25 protein-coding genes are annotated in these 26,758 nt (G+C 65.6%); 24 read left to right on the top strand and 1 reads right to left on the bottom strand.

The window, feature by feature from the left end:
* Positions 1 to 142: 142 nt before the first annotated feature.
* The 21 genes from AB5J62_RS30605 (at position 143) to AB5J62_RS30505 (ending at position 23,219) form a co-directional block, all read left to right on the top strand.
* Positions 143 to 6,559, top strand: coding sequence for an RHS repeat-associated core domain-containing protein (locus tag AB5J62_RS30605; RefSeq protein WP_370943432.1), 6,417 nt, complete (start codon positions 143 to 145; stop codon positions 6,557 to 6,559).
* Positions 6,560 to 7,280: 721 nt separating this feature from the next.
* Positions 7,281 to 7,652, top strand: a complete 372-nt coding sequence (locus AB5J62_RS30600) for a hypothetical protein (RefSeq protein ID WP_370943431.1) — start codon at positions 7,281 to 7,283, stop codon at positions 7,650 to 7,652.
* 36 nt (positions 7,653 to 7,688) lie between these two features.
* Positions 7,689 to 8,516 carry a Ku protein gene (locus tag AB5J62_RS30595; protein ID WP_370943430.1) on the top strand — a complete coding sequence of 276 codons (828 nt, stop codon included), beginning with the start codon at positions 7,689 to 7,691 and terminating at the stop codon, positions 8,514 to 8,516.
* On the top strand, positions 8,513 to 8,791 hold the full coding sequence (locus AB5J62_RS30590) for a hypothetical protein (protein ID WP_370943429.1): 279 nt from the start codon (positions 8,513 to 8,515) through the stop codon (positions 8,789 to 8,791). The genes AB5J62_RS30595 and AB5J62_RS30590 overlap by 4 nt, the downstream gene beginning before the upstream one ends.
* A 204-nt stretch (positions 8,792 to 8,995) precedes the next feature.
* The gene (gene ffh, locus AB5J62_RS30585) at positions 8,996 to 10,528 is read left to right on the top strand and encodes a signal recognition particle protein (protein ID WP_370943428.1); all 1,533 of its coding nucleotides are present in this window, start codon (positions 8,996 to 8,998) and stop codon (positions 10,526 to 10,528) included.
* A complete protein-coding gene (locus AB5J62_RS30580) occupies positions 10,525 to 11,595 on the top strand; it encodes an amidohydrolase family protein (RefSeq protein WP_370943427.1) in 1,071 nt (356 codons plus the stop codon). Before ffh ends, AB5J62_RS30580 begins: the two co-directional genes overlap by 4 nt.
* 40 nt (positions 11,596 to 11,635) lie before the next feature.
* Entirely contained in the window at positions 11,636 to 12,370 is a 735-nt protein-coding gene (locus AB5J62_RS30575) for a lysostaphin resistance A-like protein (protein WP_370943426.1), read from the top strand.
* An 88-nt stretch (positions 12,371 to 12,458) separates the two neighbouring features.
* The gene (locus AB5J62_RS30570; protein WP_370950385.1) at positions 12,459 to 13,190 is read left to right on the top strand and encodes a lysostaphin resistance A-like protein; all 732 of its coding nucleotides are present in this window, start codon (positions 12,459 to 12,461) and stop codon (positions 13,188 to 13,190) included.
* A gap of 168 nt (positions 13,191 to 13,358) precedes the next feature.
* Positions 13,359 to 13,793: a 30S ribosomal protein S16 gene (gene rpsP, locus AB5J62_RS30565; protein ID WP_091297391.1), complete on the top strand. Its 435-nt coding sequence runs from the start codon at positions 13,359 to 13,361 to the stop codon at positions 13,791 to 13,793.
* Complete coding sequence (locus tag AB5J62_RS30560) at positions 13,790 to 14,029, top strand: RNA-binding protein (protein WP_003103110.1); 240 nt, start codon at positions 13,790 to 13,792, stop codon at positions 14,027 to 14,029. Before rpsP ends, AB5J62_RS30560 begins: the two co-directional genes overlap by 4 nt.
* A gap of 20 nt (positions 14,030 to 14,049) precedes the next feature.
* A complete protein-coding gene (rimM, locus tag AB5J62_RS30555) occupies positions 14,050 to 14,559 on the top strand; it encodes a ribosome maturation factor RimM (RefSeq protein WP_370943425.1) in 510 nt (169 codons plus the stop codon).
* Positions 14,560 to 15,306 carry a tRNA (guanosine(37)-N1)-methyltransferase TrmD gene (trmD, locus tag AB5J62_RS30550; protein ID WP_370943424.1) on the top strand — a complete coding sequence of 249 codons (747 nt, stop codon included), beginning with the start codon at positions 14,560 to 14,562 and terminating at the stop codon, positions 15,304 to 15,306.
* 154 nt (positions 15,307 to 15,460) lie between these two features.
* Positions 15,461 to 15,829, top strand: coding sequence for a 50S ribosomal protein L19 (gene rplS / locus AB5J62_RS30545; RefSeq protein WP_370943423.1), 369 nt, complete (start codon positions 15,461 to 15,463; stop codon positions 15,827 to 15,829).
* A 31-nt stretch (positions 15,830 to 15,860) separates the two neighbouring features.
* Positions 15,861 to 16,784 (top strand): signal peptidase I, encoded by a 924-nt coding sequence (gene lepB / locus AB5J62_RS30540; protein ID WP_370943422.1) that lies wholly within the window; start codon positions 15,861 to 15,863, stop codon positions 16,782 to 16,784.
* A 58-nt stretch (positions 16,785 to 16,842) separates the two neighbouring features.
* Positions 16,843 to 17,622 (top strand): ribonuclease HII, encoded by a 780-nt coding sequence (locus AB5J62_RS30535; RefSeq protein ID WP_370943421.1) that lies wholly within the window; start codon positions 16,843 to 16,845, stop codon positions 17,620 to 17,622.
* Entirely contained in the window at positions 17,619 to 17,942 is a 324-nt protein-coding gene (locus AB5J62_RS30530; RefSeq protein WP_091297407.1) for a DUF2469 domain-containing protein, read from the top strand. Before AB5J62_RS30535 ends, AB5J62_RS30530 begins: the two co-directional genes overlap by 4 nt.
* Before the next feature lie 166 nt (positions 17,943 to 18,108).
* On the top strand, positions 18,109 to 18,477 hold the full coding sequence (locus tag AB5J62_RS30525; protein WP_370943420.1) for a YraN family protein: 369 nt from the start codon (positions 18,109 to 18,111) through the stop codon (positions 18,475 to 18,477).
* Position 18,478: 1 nt separating this feature from the next.
* Positions 18,479 to 19,990 (top strand): YifB family Mg chelatase-like AAA ATPase, encoded by a 1,512-nt coding sequence (locus AB5J62_RS30520; protein WP_370943419.1) that lies wholly within the window; start codon positions 18,479 to 18,481, stop codon positions 19,988 to 19,990.
* The gene (dprA, locus tag AB5J62_RS30515; protein ID WP_370943418.1) at positions 19,987 to 21,120 is read left to right on the top strand and encodes a DNA-processing protein DprA; all 1,134 of its coding nucleotides are present in this window, start codon (positions 19,987 to 19,989) and stop codon (positions 21,118 to 21,120) included. Before AB5J62_RS30520 ends, dprA begins: the two co-directional genes overlap by 4 nt.
* Positions 21,121 to 21,280: 160 nt before the next feature.
* Positions 21,281 to 22,243, top strand: coding sequence for a tyrosine recombinase XerC (locus tag AB5J62_RS30510; protein ID WP_370943417.1), 963 nt, complete (start codon positions 21,281 to 21,283; stop codon positions 22,241 to 22,243).
* A gap of 175 nt (positions 22,244 to 22,418) precedes the next feature.
* Entirely contained in the window at positions 22,419 to 23,219 is an 801-nt protein-coding gene (locus AB5J62_RS30505; RefSeq protein ID WP_370950384.1) for a FliA/WhiG family RNA polymerase sigma factor, read from the top strand.
* Positions 23,220 to 23,234: 15 nt separating this feature from the next.
* On the opposite strand, the gene AB5J62_RS30500 is transcribed toward AB5J62_RS30505, so the two are convergent.
* Positions 23,235 to 23,714 (bottom strand): M23 family metallopeptidase, encoded by a 480-nt coding sequence (locus tag AB5J62_RS30500; RefSeq protein ID WP_370943416.1) that lies wholly within the window; start codon positions 23,712 to 23,714, stop codon positions 23,235 to 23,237.
* 388 nt (positions 23,715 to 24,102) lie between these two features.
* Here AB5J62_RS30500 and rpsB point away from each other — a divergent pair, with 388 nt between their 5' ends.
* The 3 genes from rpsB to pyrH all read left to right on the top strand — a co-directional run bounded on the left by rpsB (position 24,103) and on the right by pyrH (position 26,703).
* The gene (gene rpsB / locus AB5J62_RS30495) at positions 24,103 to 24,957 is read left to right on the top strand and encodes a 30S ribosomal protein S2 (protein ID WP_370943415.1); all 855 of its coding nucleotides are present in this window, start codon (positions 24,103 to 24,105) and stop codon (positions 24,955 to 24,957) included.
* Positions 24,958 to 25,053: 96 nt separating this feature from the next.
* Positions 25,054 to 25,869, top strand: coding sequence for a translation elongation factor Ts (gene tsf / locus AB5J62_RS30490; protein ID WP_370943413.1), 816 nt, complete (start codon positions 25,054 to 25,056; stop codon positions 25,867 to 25,869).
* A gap of 102 nt (positions 25,870 to 25,971) precedes the next feature.
* Positions 25,972 to 26,703, top strand: coding sequence for a UMP kinase (gene pyrH / locus AB5J62_RS30485; RefSeq protein ID WP_370943412.1), 732 nt, complete (start codon positions 25,972 to 25,974; stop codon positions 26,701 to 26,703).
* Positions 26,704 to 26,758 lie beyond the last annotated feature (55 nt).

Genomic DNA, 26,758 nt, shown 5'->3' with positions numbered 1-26,758 from the left:
TTTCGATGTGTACTGCTTCTAAGCGCAAGGGTGGGGTTTGATGGGTGCGCGGCGTGTGTATCTCCGACCTAGTCGGTGGGTAAAGGTAGTAGCAGCATCGGCTGCGTTGATGCTGCTTGGGTCTGCGCAACAAGCAGTGGCTATGCCGACTCAGGCTCGCGGCTGGCATGGTCTCGGCTGGGACTTGCCCGCGCTTCAAGAGTCCAAGTCGGTGCCTGGCGTCTCGGCTGTCGCGTCGAAGGCGCTTGTCGGCAAGCCTGCCGCTGCGCCGACACCGGTCGTTCAGTGGCCAGCACCTGCCAGCGCCGAAGTGGATCTGCAACCCGTCGCGGCCGGAGGCAAGGTCGCCGCTGCGGCTCCTGAGCCGAAACTACCCGTCTCCGTGACTCGTGGTCACGGCAGTGATGCGAAGACCTCCAAGGTCAGTCCTACTCAGCACGGAGCCGGGCGCATCAAGGTCGAGACGATCGATCACAGCGTGGCGGAAAAGGTAGGGGTACGCGGCACGCTCCTACAGATCACCCCGGTGAACGGTGACACCGGCGGACCGATCTCGGTCGATCTGGACTACCGAGGCTTCGCTAGCGCCTTCGGCGGCACTTTTGGACAGCGGCTTCGGTTCGTGCAGTACCCGGCATGCTTGGTGACAAGCCCGGACAAGCCGGAATGCCGTACTTCGACACCTGTCGACTTCACCAACAACGCCAACACCCGTCACTTGCTCGGTGAGCTGGCGTTCCCCCAGCCGGCAGCCAATTCCCGGTCCGCTTCGTCGCCAATGCTCATCGCTGCCGAGGGCGATGCCACGGGTGGTGGCGGAGACTTCAGAGCGACGGACTTGAAGCCTGCGGGAACTTGGAGTTCCGGCGGTTCGGGTGGTGATTTCACCTACAGCTACCCGATCGGGGTTCCCTCAGGACTGGGCGGCAAAGCTCCAACAGTCGCGCTGAATTACGCCTCCGGTGCGGTAGACGGCCTAACCTCCGCCACGAATAATCAGGCATCTGGCATCGGTGACGGCTGGAGTCTCACGGGTGGTGGTTATATCGAGCGGACGTATAAGGCGTGCAGCCAAGACCTCGGCGGCAACAATGGTCAGCTCGCGAAAGGCGACCTGTGCTGGTTCAGTGACAACGCGACCATTTCCTTCAGCGGCTCGAACGGACCGCTGGTCAAGGACAAGGACGACAACAAAGAGGGCGGCAGCTGGCATCCCAAAGGTGACGACGGCTCGAAGGTCGAGAGGCTGACCGGTGCCGCCAACGGGGCGAAGGATGGAGAGTACTGGAAGGTCACCACGACCGACGGGACCCAGTATTTCTTCGGGCTTAACCACTTGCCTGGCTGGGCGGAGGGTAACAACGAAACCCGCTCGACCTGGACCGAGCCGGTGTTCGGCAACAACAGCGGGGAGCCGTGCAACAAGACCGCGTACGCGGACTCGTGGTGCCAGCAAGCGTGGCGCTGGAACCTCGACTACGTGGTCGATACCCACGGTAACGCACTTACCTACTACTACGAACCCGAAACGAACTACTACGCTCGGAATCTCGACGCGAAGTCGAGCACGGAGTACATCCGCGGTGGTGCCCTGCGCCGGATCGAATACGGCTTCAACACCCGGATTGACGATGTCTTTTCGCACGCTCCCATGCAGGTGCTCTTCGACACCGAGGAACGCTGTCTGCCCACGGATGCATTCAACTGTGACCCCGGACAGCTGAACAAGGACAACGCGAAATTCTGGCCGGATGTGCCTGCGGACCAGATCTGCGAAAAGGACGCGAAGTGCCTCATCGGGTCGCCCAGTTTCTTCTCGCGGAAGCGATACACCACCATCACAACGCAGGTCACCGATGGCCGCGATGGTTGGAACACCGTAAACGAATGGGCGCTCGGTCAGGCGTTCCCCAAGGCCGGTAGTGGGGACGACACAGCATTGTGGCTCGATTCGATCACCCAGACCGGCAAGGCAGGTGGCTCGATCATCTTGCCGCCCACAACTTTTCATGCGAAGCCGAAAGCCAATCGGGTTGACACACAAAGTCAGTACACCGCACTGACCCGCAACAGGATCGACGCCGTGATCAACTCACAAGGCGGCGTGGTCTCGGTGGATTATGCGGAGCCTGAGTGCGTGGCGGGTACGAACATGCCTGCCAACCCCGAGTCGAACACGATGGCTTGCTACCCCATCTACTGGTCGCCGGGTGGCGCCAAGGATCCGGTACTCGACTGGTTCAACAAGTTTCCGGTCAGGGCCGTCATCGAAGATGGGAAGACGCCGCTTTCACAGCCGGTCTTGACTCGCTATGAGTATGTGGGTGGTGCTGCTTGGCACCATGACGACAATCCGTTCACCGAGGCCAAGTACCGGACTTGGTCGCAGTGGCGAGGGTATGGAATCGTCAAGACCACAAAGGGGCAGGCGGGCAGTGATCCGTCCGGACCGCCGGTAGTCACCGAGACGCGGTACCTGCGGGGGATGGACGGCGATACGCTGCCCAATGACGGCTCCCGCGAAGTCTCCGTGCCCAGCTATTGGGGCGAGGACATCGTCGATGGGAAGCAGCACCAGGGCTTCGCACGGGAAACACTGGCTTACCTTGACGGCAAGGTCATCACCGACACGCTGAACGATCCGTGGCATTCGGAACCGACCGCCACCGACGCGGACGGTGTCGAGTCGTTTTACTCAGGCACAGGTGTCACTAGAACACGAACCTGGCTTGCGGCCAGTAGCAAGTGGCGAACCACCCGTAAGATCACGACCTTCGGCGACTATGGCCTGGTCACCAAGACGGAAGACGATGGAGACATCGAGGATCCGTCGCAAGCGACGTGCACAACGACCAACTACGTGGCCAACACCGATGCTTGGATCCTGAACCTCTCCAACAGAGTGCAGAAGTTCGCGGGTACATGCGCCAAGTCCAATCCACCCAGCGCCACGAACATCATTTCCGACGGCCGGTCCTACTTCGACAAGCAGGCATTCGGCAAACCTCCGACGATCGGTGATGTAACTAGGCTCGATGCCCTCGACAAATGGCCGGTGGGGGGCGTGGAAGCCTTCCAGGCACCCGCCAGTACAACTGAGTTCGACGAATATGGGCGGGTTACCTCGACAACTGACAGTCGTGGCTTGAAGTCGACTACTAATTTTACTCCGGCGACCGGTGGCCCAGTCACGGAGACTGCGACGACGACCCCGCCGGTGAGCAACATCGATTCGACAATATTCACTACTACCAAGGTCTTTGATGCAATTTCGGGCGCTCTTGTCGCTGAGATCGACAAGAGTGGCCTACGAACTGATGCAAAGTATGATGCGCTCGGCAGGCTGACCGATGTTTGGAAACCTGGTCACAACAAAGCGCTCGGCGCCCCTCAGGACGTCAGCTACGTCTACAATACCAGTAGTGCAGGCATAAATTCACTGACAACGAAGACATTGTTGAGTGATCGGACTTATGCGGCGACGTTTGCGATTGTTGACGGGTTGGGGCGGACTGTCCAGACTCAGGTCCCAACGCCGTATGACAAGGGTGGCCGTGTGGTCACAGACACCTACTTCGATTCGCATGGGCGCGGCTCGATAACTCATAATTCCTACTGGAACGGCGACGCGGTTTCGAGTGACACCCTGCTGGTGGTGCAGCACAACGCTGTGCCGAGTTCAACTGTAGTTCACTATGACAGTGCGGGTCGGAGTATTTCATCCGCTTTTGTGCTAAGTGGCACAGAACAATGGCGAACGACTACGAAGTACGACGGTGATCGCGTCACGACGATTCCGCCAGAAGGCGGTATCGCCAACACGGTGGTCAGTAATGGTTTAGGGCAGAAGGTTCAGCTGCTGCAGTACAAGGACCGCGGCCGGACTGACCTGGGTGCGGACGCCGATGTAACCGCTTATACATACACGCCATCAGGTCAGGTCGCGTCTATAGTCGATGCCACCGGCAAGAACAAGTGGACATTTGGCTACGACCTGCACGACCGCAAAACTACGTCCATTGATCCGGACACCGGTCGTGCGGCATTCACCTATGACGAAATTGGTCGGCTCGCCACAACGACTGACGCGCGACAGAAGACCGTGGCTTATTCTTACGACAATCTGAGCCGTAAGACGGGGATGTATGAGGGATCCATATCCGGAACGAAGCTCGCCCAGTGGACGTATGACTCGGTGAGGCCGGGACTTCCGGCCGGGTCCACTCGGTACGTCGACGGTCGATCGTATGTCAATGCTGTGACGGGCTATGACGATGCTGGACGTCCAACAGGTTCAAAGGTCACCATCCCGATGGCAGAGACTGGCCTGGGTGGCACGTACAGTTTCAGTACTCGCTATGACCCTCTCACTGGCGCTATTGCTGCGACGAGTAGTCCTGCAAAAGGTGGTCTTCCAGGCGAGGAGATCTCAGTTGATTATGGAAAGCTCGGTAATCCAGTAGGTTTGCATTCAGCGTCAGATTCTGGCAATACGAACTTTGTCTCGCTAACAAAGTACAATGCTTTCGGGCAGGTTCTTCGTACTAACTTTCAGGATCCGGAGAACCCCAAGCAAATATCGGTCACCAATACATACGAGGATGGTACCAACCGTCTGCATAGCACGCTCGCGCAGCGTGCGACTGCTTCGAACTTTGAAGTTGCCAACAGGACTCTCACTTATGATCAGGCTGGCGAGATCGCGAAGCTCGCGGATATGCCGCAGGGCGCTACTGCCGACACTCAATGTTATCGCCACGATTACGTTCAGCGACTCACCGATGCCTGGACTCCTGAGTCGGGTGACTGCACCGCGGCGCCTAAGTCAAATGAGCTCGGCGGGGCGGCACCTTACTGGACATCGTGGATCTTCGATGTCACAGGCAACCGGCGTGCACAAATTCAGCACGGTAAAGATGGTGATACGACGTCGACGTCGATCTATCCCGAGTTCGGGCAAGCATTGCCTCACGCGGTCCGGTCGGTGACGACAACCGGACCCGGCGGAACGAGGGTCGCTGACTACTCCTACGACGAGGCCGGAAACACCAAGACCAAGGGGTTGGCGGGCTCAAACCAGACCTTCCTGTACGACGCTGAAGGTCGAGCATCGACCGTTAAGGATGTTGACGAAAAGACGAGTACTTACGTCTACGACCCGGATGGCAAGCGGATGATTGCCCGTGATGCCACCGGAGTGACTCTCTTTGTCGGCGACCTGGAGTTGTTCGTGGCCGCAGGCGCGACACGTGCAGTGGGAACGAGGTTCTATGGCTACAATGGCCAATCGATCGCCGAGCGGAATGCGGCCAGGGGACTGTGCTGGACACTTAGCGATCATCAAGGCACCACCTATGCGACGGTGGACGCTGCCGACCTCGGCGTGAAGAAGCGTTGGCAAGATCCGTTCGGCGTGCCCCGCGGCTCAGTGTCGCCAGCCTGGCCGGACAAACATGGGTATCTCGGTGGTTACCAGAACCCTGTGGGGCTTACTCATCTTGGGGCCCGTGACTACGACCCGCTAATGGGTAGATTTATCTCGGTCGATCCGCAATTGGACACAAATGATCCGCAGTCCATGAATGGCTATTCATATTCAGGTAACTCGCCGATCAGTTTTAGTGACCCGTCTGGATTGGGTATGGGTGGCGGGTGCGGGCCGGATGGAATCCTGTGTGGTTCACCGATAGCGATGGCTGATCCGCAGTACAACGAGAATCGAGCATGGTGGAGCAGTCGTAAGGGGATAAACGGGTTCACTGGCAATTCTGGTAGTCGTGGAAGCAGTTGCAATAGTGCGTGTTCACGCTCCAAGTTTGTCGCTTCGCATACCCCTGTGACAATGGATAAAGTCCAGTTGCTGGACTGGTTCAATTTCTTTATGCAGACTTCGGCTGGGGCGGGGCGGGATCATTATTGGCTTGCTGAAGTCGGCGAATTAGGGCGTCACTCCACTGTCTGCTTTGGGCGCATTGCTTGCCAAAAGGCGTATTGGTACCTGCTTGAACATGATGATGACGTTGCTGGCGCGAAGCAGCTTGCCGGACTCTACTGTGTCGACAATTTTGCTGAATGCACAAGGGATGCTGAGCAGTCTGGCTTCCTCAATGCAACCATTGACGTGGCGTCGGCTCTCGCACTAGTGGCTATAGGCGTTGGGGGCTGGAAGGTTAAGGGTGGCGCGCCAGCCGAGGGGCTCGGCGGCCGGGCGGCAGCGGCTGCAGGAGCTGGTGTCACCGGGAGTGAAATGGTCCAAATTTTTCGGAACATCGACGCCCGAGAGTTCAATTCAATCGCCGATAGTGGAAAATTTGTCATTGGAGCCGGGCAGATGGAAGGAAAATGGTTTGCCACAACTGGGGCACACGCTGATACCTGGGGAAAGCTGCTGAATAAAGGTCAGGGAATTACAATTGAGACTCGAATACCGCGAGAGCTCGCCGAGCAACTTCATTTTGAGTCGAGTAAGCTTGATGGTGTTGGGCCGGGCTTCTATGCAAACTCTGGTCAACTTGAAGCGATCAACAAAAGTATGGATGGAATCAGGGTGTGGCCGTGATAGACGAAATCAAGGATCCGATGGCATACGCTTTCGTTACTTGGCGTTCAGAGAGCGAAGGTGGTCGTCATTCCGGACCGCCAACGGCGCGTGTCTATGCCGCGACGGCGGTTGTGGAATGTGGTTCTGGCGACATGGGGCCGGCGACTTCCCCGACAGTTTTAAGTATCCTTCTAGAAAGGGCTTCAAGTGGCGAAGAAGGTCTTTACAAGATAGACTTCTTGGTTCCGGATCTTGCCCGCGATTGGTTGCGTCCAGGTGCTATCATCCTTGTCAGGGAGGGGCCTAAGGTAGTTGCTTCGGCGATTGTTCGGACTGTCGTGTAGATGTCGATGGCATCTGATTTAATTGTCGGGCTGGCGATGTTGGTGAGACGGCGGGTCGGTTGGGTGGTCATGACTGTGACTGCCTGGAGTGATCGGTCGGGGTTTGCACTTGTTCAGTGTTTTCATATGTGATGGCGCCATGGTCGTCCGTGGTGTCGCAGTGAAGGCGGACGGTGTTTCAGGTTGAAGTTTGGCGAGTGTGGGCTGTCTGGACTTGAATCCGCGACGGCCAGTTCGGCTCCGCCCGCCGCGGAAAGTCGGCGTCGCCGTGCTCGGTAGGGTGACCTCGGCTGAGCGTGCAGGTCTTCGACTGGTTCGGAGTGTCGCCGCAAACCTGCAGTCCGCGCCTGGCACGCTATGCCGGACTGGTCAGTTGGGCTTAGGCGGTGATGCGGGTGTCAAGCGCGAGCGACCCCGTCTTGCCGGCCATCGTGGTCTCAACCCATCTGGCTGCTAGTGCCGCTGAGCTGGCCAAATGCGCCGAGTCGCCCCAAGACTTCGGCAACCCCGAGGACGTCGCCAAAGTCATCGACCAGGTCCTCGAAGCCCAGCGAGCGATCTCCAGGGCCCTCGGTGGACTCGCCGTCCGCATGGACGCCGCCAAGACGACCGCGCTGTCCGAAGCTCCCGCCGTCGAGGTCGAAGTCCTCGCCGAGGTCCTCCGAGCAGCCGCGGAGGCTGTCCACTACTCGGGTGAAGCCCTGGCCGAAGCCGGTCCGTCTTTCGAAAGTGTGATCGCGAGCGTCTCGTCCAACACCCGTTTGTAGCAGCCCAGATTCGAACACCTGAGCTAAACTGGGTTCATGCGAGCGGTGTGGAGGGGAACGATCGGCTACGGGGCATTCGCCATCCCCGTGAGGGTTTACGGCGCCACCGAGGAGAACAGCGTCCCGCTCAACCAGGTCCACAAGACCGACGGCGGCCGGATCAAGTTCCGCAAGGTGTGCGAGCTCGACAACGAAGAGGTCCCGCTCGAAGACATCGCCAAGGGCTACCAGGTCCCCGGCGGCGACATCGTCATGCTCACCGAGGACGACTTCGCGAGCCTCCCGCTGCCCAACGCCGAGACCATCGAGATCCGTTCGTTCGTGCCGCTCGACCAGATCGACCCGATCTACTTCACCAAGAGCTACTACCTCGAACCCGAGCCGCAGGGCACCAAGCCCTACGTCCTGCTCGTCGAGGCGCTCAAGGAGTCCGGCAAGGTCGGCATCGTCAGGGTCGCGCTCCGCCAGAAGGAGACGCTCGGCGCGCTCCGGGTGTACGACCAGACGCTCCTGCTCGACACCATGCTCTGGCCCGACGAGATCCGCACGCCCGACTTCCCGTTCCAGTACGAGGACATCACCGTCACCCGCGGCGAGGTCAGGGCCGCGGTCGCGCTCATCGACGAGCTCGCCAGCGACTTCGAGCCGCGCGACTACGCCGACGGCTATCGCGAGGCCCTTGAGACGCTCATCCAGGCCAAGATCGAGGGCAGCGACCTGGTCCAGCCGACCGAGGGCGTCCAAGAAGCGGGCGTTGATGCCCTCCTTGCGTCGCTCCGCAACAGCCTTCTCGCCGCTGACAAGGCCAAAGCGGCATCCCAGGCCGCAAAGCGCGCGAACGAGAGGACTCCGCAGGGCCGATGATCGGTGAAGAGGACTACGAGCGGATCCTGCGAGACGCTCGCGAAATCGACGACATCGAATCCAAGCTCGCGATGCTGCGCGCCAATGGCTTCTCGCAGGTCGACTGCATCCGTGCGCTCAGCGAGGGATCCACGCTGGCCGAGGCCAAGCAAGTAGTCCACTTCAGCGAGGCATGGGCTGACACGCGCGAGGCCAGCGAGCAGCTCCACGAGAGCCTTCACAAGAACCTGAGTAGATCTACGCACAACCAACCAGGGGACATCACGCTCCCGTAACGCCGCCACCCAGTACAAGATCGAACCCATCGCAAGGCGGGATCGCCCGGTACCGGGGGTCTGGCGAACTCCCCGGCGATTGGCCTTCGAGGGGTGGGCCATCCGCAAGGGTTCCGAGGTCGCGCGTGGGGAGCGTGCGGCCTCGGAACCCGTATGCGACTACCCTCGGGGCTAAGCACCGACGACTCAGCTGGAGCAGACCTCGTGTTCGACACCCTCTCCGATCGGCTCACTTCTGCGCTGCAGACACTGACGCGCAAGGGCAAGCTGTCCGACGCGGACATCGACGCGACCGCGCGCGAGATCCGGATCGCGCTGCTCGAGGCCGATGTCGCGCTGGCCGTGGTGAAGGAATTCATCGCGAAGGTGAAGGAGCGGGCGAAGGGTGCTGAGGTCTCTGCGGCGCTCAACCCGGCTCAGCAGGTCATCAAGATCGTCAACGAAGAGCTCGTCACCATTCTCGGTGGTGAGACGCGGCGGCTGAACCTTGCCAAGAACCCGCCGACCGTCATCATGCTCGCCGGTCTCCAGGGTGCTGGTAAGACGACGCTCGCCGGCAAGCTGGCCATGCACCTTAAGAAGCAGGGACACGCTCCTCTGCTCGTAGCGTGTGACCTTCAGCGTCCTAACGCCGTCACGCAGCTGCAGGTCGTCGGTGAGCGCGCGGGCGTCACGACATTTGCGCCGGAGCCTGGCAACGGCGTAGGCGACCCTGTCGACGTAGCGCGCCGGGCGATCGAAGAGGCCAAGCACGCTCAGCACGACATCGTGCTCGTCGACACCGCTGGCCGTCTCGGTGTCGACGAAGAGCTTATGAAGCAGGCCGCGGACATCCGCGACGCTGTCACGCCTGACGAGATCCTGTTCGTCGTCGACGCGATGATCGGTCAGGACGCGGTCAACACCGCTGAGGCCTTCCGAGACGGTGTCGGCTTTACCGGCGTCGTGCTGACCAAGCTCGATGGTGACGCTCGCGGTGGTGCCGCGCTCTCCGTCCGGCAGGTCACCGGGCAGCCGATCCTTTTCGCCTCGAACGGTGAGAAGCTCGAAGACTTCGACATCTTCCACCCCGACCGGATGGCCAGCCGGATCCTCGGCATGGGTGACGTCCTCTCACTCATCGAGCAGGCCGAGCAGGCGTTCGACCAGGACCAGGCGCAGAAGGCCGCTGAGAAGCTGACCAGCGGTCAGCTGACCCTCGAAGACTTCCTGGAGCAGATGCTCGCGGTCCGCAAGATGGGGCCGATCGGCAACCTGCTCGGCATGCTGCCGGGCGCGGGCCAGATGAAGGACCAGCTCGCGCAGGTCGATGACAAGCACCTCGACCGGCTGCAGGCGATCATCCGGGGCATGACCCCCGCCGAACGGGCGGACCCGAAGATCATCAACGGGTCGCGGCGGCTGCGGATCGCGAACGGCTCCGGGGTGGCCGTGCGTGAGGTGAACGACCTGGTCAACCGGTTCTACGAGGCGCGCAAGATGATGGCGCAGATGGCGGGCCGGTTCGGGTTCGGCGGTGGTGGCGGGAGCAAGAGCCGCAAGGGCAAGAAGGGCAAAAAAGGCGGGCGTGGCCCGACGCAGCCCAAGATGCGCGGCGGGTTCCCCGGTGGCATGCCGATGCTGCCGCCGGGTGCGATGCCGCCCGGCGGGATGCCTGACCTGGGCTCGCTCGGTGGCGGGATGAACGATGTGCCGGGCTTCGACCCGTCGAAGTTCAAGCTGCCGCCGCAGAAATGACCGCACTGCACCTGCGCGGGGTCGTGCTGCCGGACGATGAGCGGCGCGACCTGTGGATCACCGGCGGCCGGATCACCAGTGAGCCGGTGCCCGGCGCCGAGACCATCGAAGGTTTCCTGGTGCCCGGCCTGGTCGACGCGCATTGTCACCCCGGGCTCAGTGCGACCGGCGCGACCTCGCTGGAGGAGGCGGCCGAGCAGGCCAAGACCGACCGCGACGCCGGCACGCTGCTGATCCGCGACTGCGGGCTGCCGCTCGACGTGCGGCCGCTTCAAGCGCGGGGTGACCTGCCGCGGATCATCCGGGCCGGTCAGCATCTCGCGCTGGTCAAGCGTTACATCCCCGGCTTCGGCATCGAGCTCGACGACCCCGGGCAGCTGCCCGCGGCCGTCGCGGAGCAGGCGAAGAACGGCGACGGCTGGGTCAAGCTCGTCGGTGACTGGATCGACCGGAGCGTGGGGGACCTCGCGCCGCTGTGGCCGGACGACGTCCTCGCCGAGGCCGTCAAGGTCGCGCACGACGCCGGCGCCAAGGTCACCGCGCACGTGTTCGGCGAGCACGCGCTCGACGGGTTGCTCAAGGCCGGGATCGACTGCCTCGAACACGGCACGGGCCTGTCGGCCGACCAGCTCGACGGCATGGCGAAGAACAACGTCGCGCTCGTGCCGACGCTGATCAACATCGACAACTTCCCCGGTATCGCCGACAAGGCCACGCGGTTCCCGACCTACGCCGACCACATGCGCGCGCTCCACGCGGGCGTGGGGGAGATGGTCGCCGCCGCCGTCGAGGCGGGCGTCGCCGTCTACGCGGGCAGCGATGCGGGCGGGATGGTCGCGCACGGGCGTCTCGTCGACGAGATCGAGGCGCTGCACCGCGCCGGCATGACACGTGAGCAGGCGCTGGGTTCGGCTTCGTGGGCCGCGCGCGAGTGGCTCGGGTACCAGGGGATCGTTGACGGCGCCCACGCCGACCTGCTGGTGTACGCCACCGATCCGCGCGAAGACCTCGGTGTTCTCCGGCATCCGACGCACATCATCTTGCGTGGCGTCGTATGTGGCACCTGACGCAGCGCGCCACGGCCCGGTGACCTAGCGTAGGAGTGTGGTGGACCGGGAGCCAGAACAGGACGTCCGTGCCGGACTCGTGCTCGGCGCCCACTGGGGCTTCCTCGCCTTCTTCATCGGCATCGGCGGCTATCACCTCGCCAACCTGCTGATCGCGGTCTTCTTCTCGGGGCACTTCGGCGGATTCGATCAGCTCGAACTGCACGACGTCGGCCCGTTGCTGCTGGTCGCGTTCGTGCCGAACCTGTTGCTGGGACTCGGTCCGCTGATCGGGTCGAAGCTCTGGGGCCTCGGGTTGGTCAAGGACTTCGGGGCAGTGAGTCTCCGAGACGTCAAGGTCGGCCTGGCCTGCGGTGGTTTCGCACTGCTGGCCGGGTATCTGGCAAACCTGGTGCTGATCGCGGTCTATGGCACCGAGCGAGCTTCCGAGAATCCGCTTACCGACTTCTCAAGCGAGATGGGCGGCTCCCGGCTCTGGCTGGTGCTGGCCGCGCTGATCGTCGTGCTGGCCGCTCCGCTCACCGAAGAGCTGCTCGTGCGCGGTGCGCTTTGGTCGGCGCTCGACCGCTACAAGATCCCGCAATGGGTGACACTGGTGCTGACCGCGATCGTCTTCGCGCATCTGCACGGTGAGCCGACGCGCACGGTCGCCTTGTTCGCCCAAGGCATCGTGATCGGCCTCGCCCGCTATTTCACCGGCAACGTCAGCGCGAGCGTCGTCGCGCATGCCGCCAACAATCTTCCGCCGGCGCTTTTGCTGCTCGGCGGTAACTGACCGGACACGCACAGCGGCGCTAGGCTCATCATCAACCTGAAACCACGGAGGATCGGCTGTGACAGCTCAGGAGCCGGCTCCCGTGGTCATGGACGAGGAGCCACCGAGACCGCCACGCTGGGGCTTCGGCGCCTTCCTGCTCGTCGAGGCGGTGTTGCTGGCCTCGGCCGCGTTCGTCGGCGTGCTGCTCGGTGATGTGCCGTCCGGCCAGCCGATCCCGGTGCGTGACGTGCTCATCGGAACCGCCGCGCCGACCATGACAGCGGCCGCGGTGGCGTTGCTGATCACCCGGCTCAGGGGCAACGGCCCGGTCGCCGACCTGCGGCTGGGCTGGCGCTGGGCGGACGTCCGCACCGGGCTCAAGTTCGGCCTGCTCGGCCTGGTGCTCACCTCGATCGGCGCCTACGTGTGGACCCAGATCGTCGGCGACGCCAACGCCACCTCGGCCATCAGCGCGCTGGTCGAGGACCAGAAGATGTCCGTGCCCGCCGCCGTCGCGATGTTCCTCTACCTCTGGCTGCTCGGCCCGATCTGCGAGGAGATCATCTACCGCGGCCTGCTCTGGGGCGCGGTCGAACGCCTGCACTGGAGCAATGAGCGCGTCGGCAGGACGGCGGCCTTCGTGCTCTCGACGGCGGTGTTCGCGGCCAGTCACCTCGAGCCGCTGCGCACCACGCTGCTGATCGTGATCTCCATCCCGATCGGCCTCGCGCGGCTGGTGACCGGGCGGCTGCTCGGCAGTGTCGTCGCGCACCAGATGAACAACTTCCTCCCGGCGCTCGCGATCTTGCTGACCTCGCTCGGGATCGCCACGATCTAGCCTGGTGCGCAGGTCGCTGAGGCCATCTGGCAGAATGTTCCCTTGCTTGCCTCGGCCGGACCCTCTCACCGCGCCGGAGCTCCTGACATTTGGTGCCCAAATCCGTATCCCCACACGGACCGCTGGGCGTCGACCTTGCAGCGAGAGAACTGAGGAGTACCCACACCCGTGGCCGTCAAGATCAAGCTTCAGCGCCTTGGCAAGATCCGTGCGCCGTACTACCGGATCATCGTCGCCGACGCGCGCACCCGTCGTGATGGCAAGGCCATCGAGACGATCGGCAAGTACCACCCGAAGGAGGAGCCCTCCTTCATCGAGGTCGACACCGAGCGGGCGCAGCACTGGCTGAAGGTCGGCGCGCAGCCCACCGAGCCGGTCCAGCGCATCCTCGAGATCACCGGTGACTGGCAGAAGTTCAAGGGCCTCCCGGGCGCCGAGGGCACGCTGAAGGTCGCGGAGCCGAAGCCGTCCAAGCAGGACCTCTTCAACGCCGCGCTCGCCGCCGCCGGTGACACCGCTTCGAACGAGGCCACCACGCCGAAGTCGAAGAAGGCCCCCAAGAAGACCGAGGACAAGGCCGAGGGAGAGAAGGCCGAAGCGTGAGCTTCCTCGCCGACTCACTCGAACACCTCGTTCGCGGGATCGTCGACAACCCGGACGAGGTGAGGGTCGAACTGCTGACCACTCGCCGCGGCCGGACCCTCGAGGTGCACGTGCACCCCGACGATCTCGGCAAGGTGATCGGTCGCGGCGGTCGTACCGCGACCGCCCTGCGCACGGTCATGGGCGGCATCGGTGGCCGCGGCGTCCGCGTGGACGTCGTCGACACCGACCGCTGACCAGAACAGGGCAGAACACAGTGCAGGTCGTAGTGGGCAGGGTCGCGAAGGCGCACGGCATCAACGGTGAACTCGCCGTCGACGTGCACACCGACTCACCCGATCAGCGCTTCGCCACGGGTAAGACCGTGACGACGAAGCTGCGTGACGGCTCGCACCGTGAACTCACCGTGGCAGCCGCCCGCTCACACAGCGGGCGGCTGCTCGTGCGTTTCACGGAGGTCGTGACCAGGGACGTGGCGGAGACCCTGCGGGGCGCGCTGCTGCTCGCGGACACGGCGGACCTCGGGCCGACCGGGGATCCCGAAGAGTTCTACGACCACGAACTCGAAGGTCTTCGGGCCGAGCTGGCCGACGGCACCGTCGTCGGCAAGGTCATCGAAGTGCTGCACTCGGCGGCGGGCGAGCTGCTTTCGCTCGATCGCGACGGCAGGACGGTGCTCGTGCCGTTCGTGCACGCGATCGTCCCGACCGTCGACATCGCGGGTGGCCGGGTCGTGCTCGACCCCCCTGAAGGATTGCTGGACTAAGTGCGCATCGACGTCGTCACGATCTTCCCCGAGTACCTCGACCCGCTCCGGGCCGCGCTGCTCGGCAGGGCGATCGAACGCGGGCTCATCGAGATCGGCGTGCGCGACCTGCGTGACTGGACGCAGGACGTGCACCGCGCCGTCGACGACGCGCCGTACGGCGGCGGCCCCGGCATGGTCATGAAGCCGCAGATCTGGGGCCCCGCGCTCGACGAGGTCTGCGGTGAGAAGACCAGGCTCGTCGTGCCGACGCCTGCCGGTCGCCCGTTCACCCAGGCGATGGCGCACGAGTTCGCCGCGGAAGAGCACCTGGTGTTCGCCTGCGGCCGCTACGAGGGCATCGACCAGCGGGTGATCGACGACGCCGCGCGCCGGATGCCGGTCGACGAGGTGTCGATCGGCGACTACGTGCTGGTCGGCGGCGAGGCCGCGGTGCTGGTGATGGTCGAGGCCGTCGTCCGGCTGCTGCCGGGCGTGCTCGGCAACAAGCTGTCGGCCGAGCAGGACTCGTTCTCCGACGGCCTGCTCGAAGGACCCAGTTACACCCGTCCGGAAGTCTGGCGTGAGCTGGCCGTTCCGGACGTCCTGCGCTCGGGAAACCACGCGCTGGTCGAGCGCTGGCGCCGTGATCAGGCGCTGGAGCGGACCGTCCAGCGCCGCCCCGAGCTGATCGACCGGCTGCCCGAGGGTAGTCTCGACAAACACGATCTCCGGCTTCTCGAGAGTCTTCGCGAAGCGTCGGAGTAGGCCCCATGCAGGGGTCGGGTAGCTATCTGTAATACTTGACCGGTTGGCGTGAGCAGGCCTTCCGCCGACCACAGCCCCCGGGTTCGAGCGCAGTTCAATCCGCGCGCGCCCGGAAGTACGCAAGCCACACTGAAATGACGAGGACGGACCACCGATGAACACCCTGGACGCACTGGACGCGCACTCGCTGCGTTCCGACATCCCGGACTTTCGCCCCGGCGACACGCTGAAGGTTCACGTCCGCGTCATCGAGGGCAACCGTGAGCGGAACCAGATCTTCCAGGGCGTCGTGATCCGCCGCCAGAACGGTGGCATCCGCGAGACCTTCACCGTGCGTAAGGTCTCGTTCGGTGTCGGAGTGGAGCGCACCTTCCCGGTGCACTCGCCGAACATCGCCGAGATCGAGGTGCACAAGCGCGGTGACGTGCGTCGCGCCAAGCTGTACTACCTCCGCGACCTGCGCGGCAAGGCGGCCAAGATCAAGGAGCGCCGCGAGAACCGCGAGACGACCTCCGCTTCCTAAGCCTTCACGCGGAGAACGGTAGCCTGGCGACGTGGTGGAACCCGTGCCCCAGAACGCCGCTGAAGACGATGCAGAGCGTCCGGAAGAGGAGCCTTCCTCTTCCGGACGCCGCTCTTCTCACCGGCGTGGCAAAACCAGCAAGAAGCGCTCGTTCTGGAAAGAACTGCCGATCCTGATCGTCGTCGCACTCGTGCTGACGATCCTGATCCAGCAGTTCCTCGCCAAGGTCTTCATGATCCCGTCGGGGTCGATGGAGTCCACATTGCACGGGTGCACCGGTTGCTTCGGCGACCGCGTGCTGGTGGACAGGGTCGTCTACGACTTCACCGACCCGAGCCCCGGCGACGTGATCGTCTTCAAGGGCCCGGAATCGTGGAACAACACGGAGATCACGTCCCAGGAATCGGGCAACATCATCGTCAAGGGCCTGCGCGGGCTCGGTTCGCTGATCGGTTTCGCGCCCCCGGACGAGCGTGACTTCGTCAAGCGCGTGATCGCCGTCGGCGGCCAGACCGTGCAGTGCTGCGACTCCCGCAACCGGGTGATCGTGGACGGCAAGGCGCTCGACGAGCCGTACATCCACTGGGAAGACCCGGGCCAGCAGACCCAGGCGTCCTTCGAGCCGGTCAAGGTTCCCGCCGGCAGGCTCTGGGTGATGGGCGACAACCGCAACGCCTCCGGTGACTCGCGTTACCAGGGCGGCGGCGGTCCGAACGCGACCATCCCGCTCGACAACGTGATCGGCAAGGCCCGGATCATCGTGCTCCCGCCGTCCCGGTGGGGCGGCGTGACCGACCACGACCCGCAGGAATCCGCGCAGCCGGCGGCCTTGTCCGCGCCGGCGTGGCAGCAGGGGATCCCGCTGGGTGTCGGCACGGCGGCGGCTTTCCCGGTGGTGTTCTTCGGGCGCCGCCTGGCCGCGGGCCTGCGAAAGTCGGTCAAGCGAAAGCGTTAGAGCGTTGACACTGTGCGTTTCCCGGGAGCCGTCAGCCCCTCTGCGACCGCCGCGTGCGGTGGTCAGGGGCGACGGCTTCTGGGGTCTTCAGGCGGCACTCGACCGGCGTGACCTCGGCCCCGTCGCCGGTGTCGACGAGGCGGGACGCGGCGCCTGCGCCGGGCCGCTCGTGGTCGCGGCCTGCGTGCTCCGGCCCGGCGACGCCGCCCGGCTGCCCGAGCTCACCGACTCCAAGCTGCTCACCGCGCTCGCCCGTGATCGGGTCTACGACCGGGTGCTGGCCAGGGCGCTGGACTATTCGATCGTCGTGATCGGCGCCGACGAAGTCGACGCACTCGGCATCCACGTGACGAACATCGAGGGCATGCGCCGTGCGGTGCAGGGTCTTCGCCAGACGCCCGGCTACGTGCTCACCGACGGGTTCCGCGTGCCGGGACTGCCGGCGCCGAGCGTGCCGGTGACCAAGGGGGACCGGGCGGTCGCCTGCATCGCGGCCGCGTCCGTGCTCGCGAAAGTGACCAGGGACCGGATCATGGCCGGGCTGCACGAAGAGCACCCGGAATACGGCTTCGACGTGCACAAGGGCTACAGCACCGCCGACCACACGGCCGCGCTCGCGAAGCACGGGCCGAGCCGCGTGCACCGGTGGTCGTACACCAACGTCGCGACGGTGGCGGCCGCTTTGGGTCATACTCCTCCGCATCAGGTGATGCTGACCGTTGCGGCATTGGAGTCAGTCTCGAAGGAGATGGGTGCGGCGGTGAGTGCCACCGATACCTCGGTAGGCAAGAATGAACGCTTCGCCGTTGAATCCCGAGGAGGGGCGCAGACTTCATGAGCGCAGAGGATCTCGAGAAGTACGAGACCGAGATGGAGCTGTCGCTGTACCGCGAGTACCGCGACATCGTCAGCCAGTTCTCGTACGTGGTGGAGACCGAACGGCGCTTCTACCTGGCCAATGCCGTCGACGTGCAGGTGCGCGACGGTGGTGGCGAGGTCTATTTCGAGGTGCGGATGTCGGACGCCTGGGTATGGGACATGTACCGTCCCGCCCGCTTCGTGAAGCATGTCCGGGTCATCACGTTCAAGGACGTGAACGTCGAGGAGCTCGATAAGCCTGACCTGCGGCTTCCCGAGGACGGGCCGTTCTCGGGCTGACCTAGCACACAGCACCGACACTTTTCGGCTCGGCGCGGCCTGAAGCGGCCGAGTTATCCACATCGCCCCACTTATCCACAGATCCGGGAAACGGATCTGGTGTGCCGTCCTGTCGTCCTGGCAGCGTTGATCGCGTACCCACCGTGATCGACCGAAGGGGATGACGATGACGAACACACTGACCCGGCGCCAGCGACTGGGCAGGTTCGGCGAAGACCTGGCCGTGCGGCATCTGGAGAACTCCGGTTTCGTCGTGCTCGAACGGAACTGGCGCAGCCGGTCCGGCGAGCTGGACATCGTGGCGACCGATCGCACGATGCTGCTGGTCTGCGAGGTGAAGACCAGAGCGGGCGCGAGTACCGGGCCGCCCGAGGGGGCGGTGACCGACGAGAAGGCGTACCGGATCAGGCGGCTCGCCCACGAGTGGCTCGCCGAGCACCGGATGGACTGGACCCCGATCCGGTACGACGTGATCGCCGTGCACGCGCCGCGGGGCGGGCAACCGCGCCTCAAGCACATCGAGGGGGCGTTTTGAGATGCCCATCGCGAAGGCGTGGTCCGTGGCCCTGCTCGGCATCGAGGGCCGGATCGTCGAAATCGAAGCCGACATCGGCGGCGGGATGCCGGCCGTCAAGCTCGTCGGCCTGCCGGACGCCGGGTTGCGCGAGGCCAAGGACAGGGTCCGTTCGGCCGTCCGCAACTCCAAGCAGTCGTGGCCGGACGGCAAGGTCACGCTCGGGTTGTCGCCCGCGAACCTGCCGAAAGTGGGTTCCGGCTACGACCTCGGGATAGCCGCGGCGGTACTGGCCGCCTCCGGGGTGGTCCCGTCGACGAAGCTGGTCCGCAGCGTGCTGCTCGGCGAGCTGGCGCTGGACGGCCGGGTCCGCCCGGTGCGTGGCGTGCTGCCGGGGCTGCTGGCGGCCAGGGCCGCCGGGATGAAGCGCGCGGTGGTTCCGGTGGAGTCGCTGATCGAGGCGGCGCTCGTGGACGGGCTCGAAATCCGGGGTGCGGCGCGGCTGCGTGACCTCGTGGCGTGGCTCCGAGACGAGAACGATCTCGTCGAGCCGCCGCCACCGGCTCCGCCCGAGCCTCCCGACGTGCCGGATCTGTCAGATGTCATCGGCCAGCCCGAAGCACGCTGGGCGCTCGAGGTCGCGGCCGCAGGCGGGCACCACCTGCTGATGACCGGACCGCCGGGCGTCGGCAAGACCATGCTGGCCAAACGCCTGCCCGGATTGCTGCCGCCGCTGACCCACGAGGAATCGCTCGAAGTCACGGCCGTGCATTCGATCGACGGCTCGCTGACCGAGGGGTCGCCCTTGGTGACGGTGCCGCCGTTCGTCGCGCCGCACCATTCGATCTCGGTCGCCGCGCTCATCGGCGGTGGTAGCGGACTGGCCGTTCCCGGTGCCATCAGCAGGGCCCATCGCGGAATCCTGCTGCTGGACGAAGTCTGCGAATTCCCGTCCGATCGGCTCGAATCGCTGCGCACCATCGTGGAGGACGGTGAGGTGCGCATCGGCCGTGTTCGCGGGGTGGTCCGCTATCCCGCGCGGTTCCAATTGGTGTTGGCGACCAACCCTTGTCCTTGCGCACCACCGAAAGAGACGGACTGCTCGTGTTCCGCGACGGCCAGGCGCAGGTATCTGAGCCGGTTGTCCGGGCCATTGCTCGACCGGGTGGATCTGCGTACCAAACTGCGTCCGCTGACGGCGATGAGCGCTCACGACGTCGCCGACATCGAGTCGACGGCCGTGGTCAGGACCAGGGTCGTCGAGGCTCGGCGACGGGCCGCGGCGCGCTGGGCCGAGCATGGCTGGCAGGCCAACGCGGAAGTGCCCGGCCCGGTGCTGCGGCGGGAATTCTCCTTGCCCGCCAAGGCGACGGCGTTGCTCGACCGTGGTCTGGACCGAGGCCTGCTCACCGCTCGCGGCGCGGATCGTTGCCTGCGGATCGCGTGGACGCTCGCCGATCTGGCCGGCGCGGCTCGCCCCGACGAGGACGAGGTGGCCGCCGCGCTGGACTTCCGTGAGAGGCAGGCGGCATGAGCGTCTTGGACGATCAGCGGCTCGCCAGGGCGTACCTGGTGCGCGTCGCGGAACCGCCCGCCGCAGGCTTGGTCGCGTTCGTCGGCGAAGTCGGCCCGGTCGACGCGGCGGATCGGGTCCGCGCCAGGGACTGCCCGGAGAAGGTCTGGCAGGAGACGTCGGCTCGTGCGGGCTACGACTTGGCCGAGCAGGATCTGGCTGAGGCGCAGCGGCTCGGTGCCAGGCTCGTGATCCCGGAGGACGACGAGTGGCCGTCCTGGCCGCTGCACTCGTTGACGCTGGCGCACGGCAACGGCGTTCGTGAAGCGGTGCCGCCGCTCGCGTTGTGGGTGCGCGGCGAGCGTCCGCTCGACGAGGCCGCGGACAACGCGGTCGCGATCGTCGGCGCGCGGGCGGCCACCGGCTACGGCGAACACGTCGCGTCGGAACTCGGCTATGGCCTGGCCGCGGCCGGCTTCCCGGTCTTCTCGGGTGCCGCGTACGGCATCGACGGCGCCGCGCACCGGGGCGCGCTGGCCTCGGAAGGGTTCACCGTCGCCGTGCTGGGCTGCGCGCTGGACGCGGGTTATCCGGCGGGACACGAGGGCTTGCTGAACCGCATCGCCGAAAGTGGCGTGGTGGTCAGCGAGTACCCCATGGGCACTTCGCCCGCCAAGCACCGCTTCCTCGTCCGCAACCGGCTGATCGCGGCATTGACCGAAGGCACCATCGTGGTCGAAGCCGGTCAGCGCAGCGGCGCGCGGAACACCGCGGCCACGGCGGGTGCGCTCGGCAAGGTGGTGATGGCCGTACCCGGCCCGGTCACGTCGGCGATGTCGATCGGCTGCCACGACCTGATCCGCGACGCGCACGCCACCTTGGTCACGTCCGTCCACGACGTGGCGGGCACGGTAGGCAAGCTCTCGGCCGACCGTGAGCCGAGAGCCAGCCCTCGGCGCCGGACGGACAGGCTCGGGCCTGACGCGCTGCGCGTCCACGAGGCGCTGGCTCCGCGACGCGCCAAGTCCGTCCAGCACGTCGCGGCCGAGTCGGGCGTTCCGGTGTCGCGGGTCCGCGCTTTGCTGCCCGCGCTCGAAATCGACGGCTTCGCCGAGCACGGCGAAGCAGGCTGGAGGCGGCTTGATTCCTGAGTAACCCCGCTGCCAGGCATTTCGGGATCCCCGTTGGCGCCAACGGGCTTCCACCGGCTGGTGTACCGGTCGATCGCCGTCGCGAGAGCGATCGATTTCTGTGCCGTGGCCTGGGCGCGCCCCCTTGACCGCACGCGGCCGATCGCGCAGCGTCAACGTCATGCCCAGTTCGAGTACGCAGCGCGTCGATCTTCGGCGGGTCCGTGCGGAGTTGCCCGAGTCAGCCGGCGAGCTCGTCGGTGAGTACGAACGGCACCTCCGGCTGGAACGCGGGCTGTCCGAGCACACCGTGCGCGCCTACGTCGGGGATGTCGTCTCGCTGCTGGGTTTCGTGTACCGCGACGAGTCGGCCGAGCTCAGCGCGCTCGACGTCGGCGTGCTGCGTGCTTGGCTGGCCGGGCAGCGGTCCGATGGCGCGAGCCGGACCACGCTGGCGCGGCGGGCCGCGGCGGTGCGCACGTTCACCACGTGGGCGCAGCGGCGCGGCGCGCTGGCGACCGACCCCGGCGCCCGGCTGGTGGCGCCGAGGGCGCACCGGAAGCTGCCGGGGGTGCTCCGGCCCGAGCAGGCCGACGAGCTGATGCGTGCGTCCGCGTCAGGCGCCGCTGAGCGGGATCCGGTCGCGCTGCGTGACCACGCGGTGCTCGAGCTGCTGTACGCGACCGGGGTGCGCGTTTCGGAGCTGTGCGGGCTCGATGTCGAGGACGTCGATTTCGCGCGGCGGATGATTCGCGTGCTCGGGAAGGGTGACAAGGAGCGGATGGTGCCGTTCGGGACGCCGGCTGACGGCGCGGTCCGGGAATGGCTCGACACGGGACGCGCCGAGCTCGCCGCGCCGGGCAGCACTGCTCTGTTCGTGGGAATCCGAGGCAGGCGGATGGATCAGCGTTCGGTGCGCCGCCTGGTCCACGAGGCCGTGGGATCGGTGCCTGGTGCTGCGGATATGGGGCCACACGGGCTACGCCATTCGGCGGCAACGCACCTCCTGGAGGGCGGAGCCGACCTTCGCAGCGTTCAGGAACTGCTTGGTCACGCTACGCTTGCCTCGACGCAGCTCTACACTCACGTGACCGTCGAGCGGCTGAAGGCGATCCATGACCGAGCACACCCCCGGGCCCGCTGATGACGGGGACCGTCCGGCTGGTCACGGGGGCCGAGGACAGGCAGAGGCACGCGAGAACTCGTACGAGCCCGGAGAACGAACTGAGCCAGATGCCAGCGAGAGCGGTCCGGTGACCGCCGACCCGCAGCTGAGCGAAACCGTCGAACACGGCAAGCCGTGTTCGGACGGTGATGACGTGGTACCCGGGCAAGCACGGGAAAAGTCCGCGGGCTACGACGTCGACTCCGGCATCCAGGCGCTCTGGAAGCAGTTCTCCGACGCCCCGGAGCAGGTGCTGCGGGACCGGCTCGTCCTGCACTACGCGCCACTGGTCAAGTACGTCGCCGGCCGGGTCGGCACCGGGTTGCCCACCCATGTCGACGTCGGTGACCTGGTGCAATCGGGCATCTTCGGCCTGGTCGACGCGATCGAGAAGTTCGAGCCGGCCCGAGGGCTGCGCTTCGAGACCTACGCGATGCAGCGCATCCGCGGCGCCATCCTCGACGACCTCCGTTCGCAGGACTGGGTTCCCCGCGTCGTGCGCAGCCGCGCCCGCGAGGCCGAGCGCGCCCTCGAACGCCTCGGCGCCCGCCTGCACCGCACCCCGACCGACGCCGAACTGGCCGCCGAGCTCGACATCACCCTCGACGAGCTCCGCGACCTCTACGGCCAGCTTCAGCTCACCAGCGTCGTCGCGCTCGAAGACCTCGTCGCCGCCGGCAAGGAAAGCGGCTCACTCGTCGACACCCTCCCCGACGACGACGCCATCGACCCGGTCGCCGTCCTCGTCGACCAGGACAACCGCCGCCAGCTCGCCGACGCCATCTCCCAGCTCACCGAGCGCGACCGCATCGTCGTCAGCCTCTACTACTTCGAGAGCCTCACCCTCGCCGAAATCGGCAAGGTCCTCGGCGTCACCGAGTCCCGCGTCAGCCAGCTCCACACCCGAGCCGTCATGCGCCTCCGCGCCAAACTCGTCGAGCAAACCGGCGTCTGACCCATCCGCCGATGGTTATGGCGATTCGGGGTCGTCCCAGGGCTTGAGGCGGAGCCGGGTGCGCGGGACGGGGACGAGCGTCAGCGGATCCAGGTAGTCCTCGCCGCGGCGGACGCCCCAGTGCAGGCAGGCCTCGACGGGACATCCCAGGTGCCCGGGAGTCACCGTCCCGATCACCTGTCCCCCGTGGACCTGGTCGCCCTCGGCCACGGCGGGCAGCACCGGCTCGTACGTCGTGCGGAACCCGCCGTCGTGGTCGATCGACACCACTCCGCGCCCGGCCAGCGAGCCCGCGAACACGACCACGCCCGGTCCGGCGGCCAGTACCTCCTGTCCGGGGGAAGCCGCGAGGTCGACGCCGCGGTGGCCCGCGCTGTACGCGTCGGCGGGTGCCTCGAAAGGCCTGGTCACCGTCGGGACGGGGGAGAGCGGCCAGTCGAAACGGGGTTGGAAGAGTGCCGCGAACGCGGCCAGCGCGAGCAGGAATCTGTGCATCTCCCCAGGCTTGCCGCCACCCGCTCATCCTTGGGGTGACCAGGCGTAATCTGTGGATGAACAGACCCGATGTGGACAACTCACCGCCGCGCGCACTGCCGGTGGGAACAGTGTCCGCGTGACGGAGTAGACTGTTTCCCGCAGTCCATGTGAGTGGACTGACTTCGCGTGCTCGTGCACATTCTGGCCGCTTTTGTTTCATCTCCTTGAGGTGAGCGACGGCCGGAAGATACGAGGCCCGGCGGTTCCGGTGGGGTTCTGACCAGCGGATTCGGGTCCTCGCTCAAGCACCAGGGCTGTCGGCCACCCGGCCGGCGGCGGTAAACCGAACCAGCTTGCCGGAGCGGACGCCCGGCGGGCACTACACAGAAGAGGTGCGATTCCGGCTATGGCCGTCGTCACCATGAAGCAGCTGCTCGACAGCGGCGTGCACTTCGGGCACCAGACCCGTCGGTGGAACCCGAAGATGAAGCGCTACATCTTCACCGAGCGCAACGGCATCTACATCATCGACCTGCAGCAGACGCTGACCTACATCGACCGCGCGTACGAGTTCATCAAGGAAACCGTCGCGCACGGTGGCACGATCATGTTCGTCGGCACCAAGAAGCAGGCCCAGGAAGCCATCGCGGCCGAGGCCTCGCGCGTGGGCATGCCCTACGTGAACCAGCGCTGGCTGGGCGGCATGCTGACCAACTTCCAGACCGTGCACAAGCGTCTCCTCCGCCTGAAGGAGCTCGAGTCGCAGGAGCAGACCGGCGGCTTCGTCGGCCTGACCAAGCGCGAGATCCTCACGCTCACCCGTGAGAAGGACAAGCTCGAGAAGACCCTCGGCGGTATCCGCGACATGGCCAAGGTGCCCTCGATCGTGTGGATCGTCGACACCAAGAAGGAGCACATCGCCGTCGGCGAGGCTCGCAAGCTGAACATCCCGGTCGTCGCGATCCTCGACACCAACTGCGACCCGGACGAGGTCGACTACCCGATTCCGGGTAACGACGACGCGATCCGCTCGGCCGCGCTGCTGACCAAGGTCGTGGCCGAGGCCGCCGCCGCCGGTCTGCTGCAGCGCTCCAGCCGCAACGGTTCCGCCGACGCGGGCACCGACAAGCCGGAGCCGGGCGTCGCCTCCGACGAGCCGCTGGCCGAGTGGGAGAAGGAGCTGCTCGCCGGTTCCGACACCACCGAGGCCGCTGCCGCCGCCACCGAGGTGCCGGCCGAGAACGCCACCGCCTCTTCCTGATGCGCTGCTCCCGCGCGGTCCGAGTTCGCTCGGGCCGCGCGGGCTCTCATTCCTCCCCCGAACCACACGCCCTGAAAAAGGACGGGATTTAGCACCATGGCGAACTACACCGCCGCAGATGTGAAGCGCCTGCGCGACCTGACCGGCGCCGGCATGATGAACTGCAAGAAGGCGCTGGAGGAGAACGACGGCGACTTCGACAAGGCCGTCGAGTTCCTGCGCATCAAGGGCGCCAAGGACGTCGGCAAGCGCGCCGAGCGCTCCACCTCCGAGGGCCTCGTCGCCGGTGAGGGCGGCGTCCTCATCGAGCTCGACTCCGAGACCGACTTCGTCGCCAAGAACGCCGACTTCCAGGCGCTGGCCGCGAAGATCGTCGAGGTCGCCAAGGCCGCCAAGACCGACGACGTCGAGAAGCTGAAGGCCGCCGACCTCGACGGCAAGTCCGTGAACGACACCGTCCAGGAGATGGCCGCGCGGATCGGCGAGAAGCTCGAGCTGCGCCGCGTCGTGTCCTTCGAGGGCACCACCGCCACCTACCTGCACCGCCGTGGCGCCGACCTGCCCCCGGCCGTCGGCGTGCTGGTCGAGTTCACCGGTGACGACGTCGAGGCCGCCCGTGGCGCCGCGATGCAGGTCGCCGCGCTGAAGGCGAAGTACCTGACCCGCGAAGAGGTCCCGGCCGAGACCGTCGAGAACGAGCGTCGCGTCGCCGAGGCGACCGCCCGCGAGGAGGGCAAGCCCGAGCAGGCGCTGCCCAAGATCATCGAGGGTAAGGTCAACGCGTACTACAAGGACAACGTGCTGCTCGAGCAGCCGTCGGTCAAGGACAACAAGAAGACCGTGAAGGCGCTGCTGGACGAGGCGGGTGTCACCATCACCCGGTTCGCGCGCTTCGAGGTCGGCCAGGCCTGAACCGGCTAGTTCTCACGACTGTGCCCCGTCTCCGCCCGTGCCGGGGACGGGGCACAGTCGGGTCCAGACGAAATACAGCGCCTCTAGGGAGCGAAACCGAAGATGAGTGACCGGGTCAACGGCGGCTATCGGCGAGTACTGCTGAAGCTCGGCGGTGAGATGTTCGGCGGCGGCTCCATCGGGGTCGACCCCGACGTCGTGCACTCGGTCGCCCGGCAGATCGCCGAGGTCGCGCGGACCGGGGTGCAGATCGCCGTCGTCATCGGCGGTGGCAACTACTTCCGCGGCGCCGAGCTCTCCGAGCGCGGCATGGACCGCGACCGCGCCGACTACATGGCGATGCTGGGCACCGTGATGAACTGCCTCGCGCTGCAGGACTTCCTCGAGAAGGAGGGCCTGCCCACCCGAGTGCAGAGCGCCATCACGATGGGCCAGGTCGCCGAGGCCTACATCCCGCGGCGCGCCGAGCGGCACCTGGAGAAGGGCCGTGTGGTCATCTTCGCCGCCGGTGTCGGCATGCCGTACTTCTCCACCGACACCGCCGCCGCGCAGCGCGCGCTCGAGATCGGCTGTGAGGCCGTGCTGATGGCCAAGGCCGTCGACGGCGTGTTCACCGCCGACCCGAAGAGCGACCCCAGCGCGGAGATGTTCCACGAGATCACGCACCGCGAGGTGCTGGAGCGGGACCTCAAGGTCGCGGACGCCACCGCGTTCACCCTGTGCATGGACAACAACATGCCGATCATCGTGTTCAACCTCCTCACCGAGGGGAACATCGCCCGCGCGGTGAGTGGTGAAAGAATCGGCACTCTGGTCAGTACTCCAGGGGACTGAGGCACCGGCCGGTATCAGCTAGCAGCGTCACACCATTCACAACTACGGGAGTTGC

This window comes from Amycolatopsis sp. cg5, assembly GCF_041346955.1.
GTDB lineage: Bacteria > Actinomycetota > Actinomycetes > Mycobacteriales > Pseudonocardiaceae > Amycolatopsis.
This window is presented reverse-complemented; position numbering and strand designations above follow the sequence as displayed.

Coding starts and splice junctions, on each gene's coding strand:
- AB5J62_RS30605 (WP_370943432.1), top strand. CDS start 143: ATGCCGACTCAGGCTCGCGGCTGGCATGGTCTCGGCTGGGACTTGCCC.
- AB5J62_RS30595 (WP_370943430.1), top strand. CDS start 7,689: ATGCGAGCGGTGTGGAGGGGAACGATCGGCTACGGGGCATTCGCCATC.
- AB5J62_RS30590 (WP_370943429.1), top strand. CDS start 8,513: ATGATCGGTGAAGAGGACTACGAGCGGATCCTGCGAGACGCTCGCGAA.
- AB5J62_RS30580 (WP_370943427.1), top strand. CDS start 10,525: ATGACCGCACTGCACCTGCGCGGGGTCGTGCTGCCGGACGATGAGCGG.
- AB5J62_RS30570 (WP_370950385.1), top strand. CDS start 12,459: ATGGACGAGGAGCCACCGAGACCGCCACGCTGGGGCTTCGGCGCCTTC.
- rplS (WP_370943423.1), top strand. CDS start 15,461: ATGAACACCCTGGACGCACTGGACGCGCACTCGCTGCGTTCCGACATC.
- AB5J62_RS30530 (WP_091297407.1), top strand. CDS start 17,619: ATGAGCGCAGAGGATCTCGAGAAGTACGAGACCGAGATGGAGCTGTCG.
- AB5J62_RS30525 (WP_370943420.1), top strand. CDS start 18,109: ATGACGAACACACTGACCCGGCGCCAGCGACTGGGCAGGTTCGGCGAA.
- AB5J62_RS30520 (WP_370943419.1), top strand. CDS start 18,479: ATGCCCATCGCGAAGGCGTGGTCCGTGGCCCTGCTCGGCATCGAGGGC.
- dprA (WP_370943418.1), top strand. CDS start 19,987: ATGAGCGTCTTGGACGATCAGCGGCTCGCCAGGGCGTACCTGGTGCGC.
- AB5J62_RS30510 (WP_370943417.1), top strand. CDS start 21,281: ATGCCCAGTTCGAGTACGCAGCGCGTCGATCTTCGGCGGGTCCGTGCG.
- AB5J62_RS30500 (WP_370943416.1), bottom strand. CDS start 23,714: ATGCACAGATTCCTGCTCGCGCTGGCCGCGTTCGCGGCACTCTTCCAA.
- rpsB (WP_370943415.1), top strand. CDS start 24,103: ATGGCCGTCGTCACCATGAAGCAGCTGCTCGACAGCGGCGTGCACTTC.
- tsf (WP_370943413.1), top strand. CDS start 25,054: ATGGCGAACTACACCGCCGCAGATGTGAAGCGCCTGCGCGACCTGACC.
- pyrH (WP_370943412.1), top strand. CDS start 25,972: ATGAGTGACCGGGTCAACGGCGGCTATCGGCGAGTACTGCTGAAGCTC.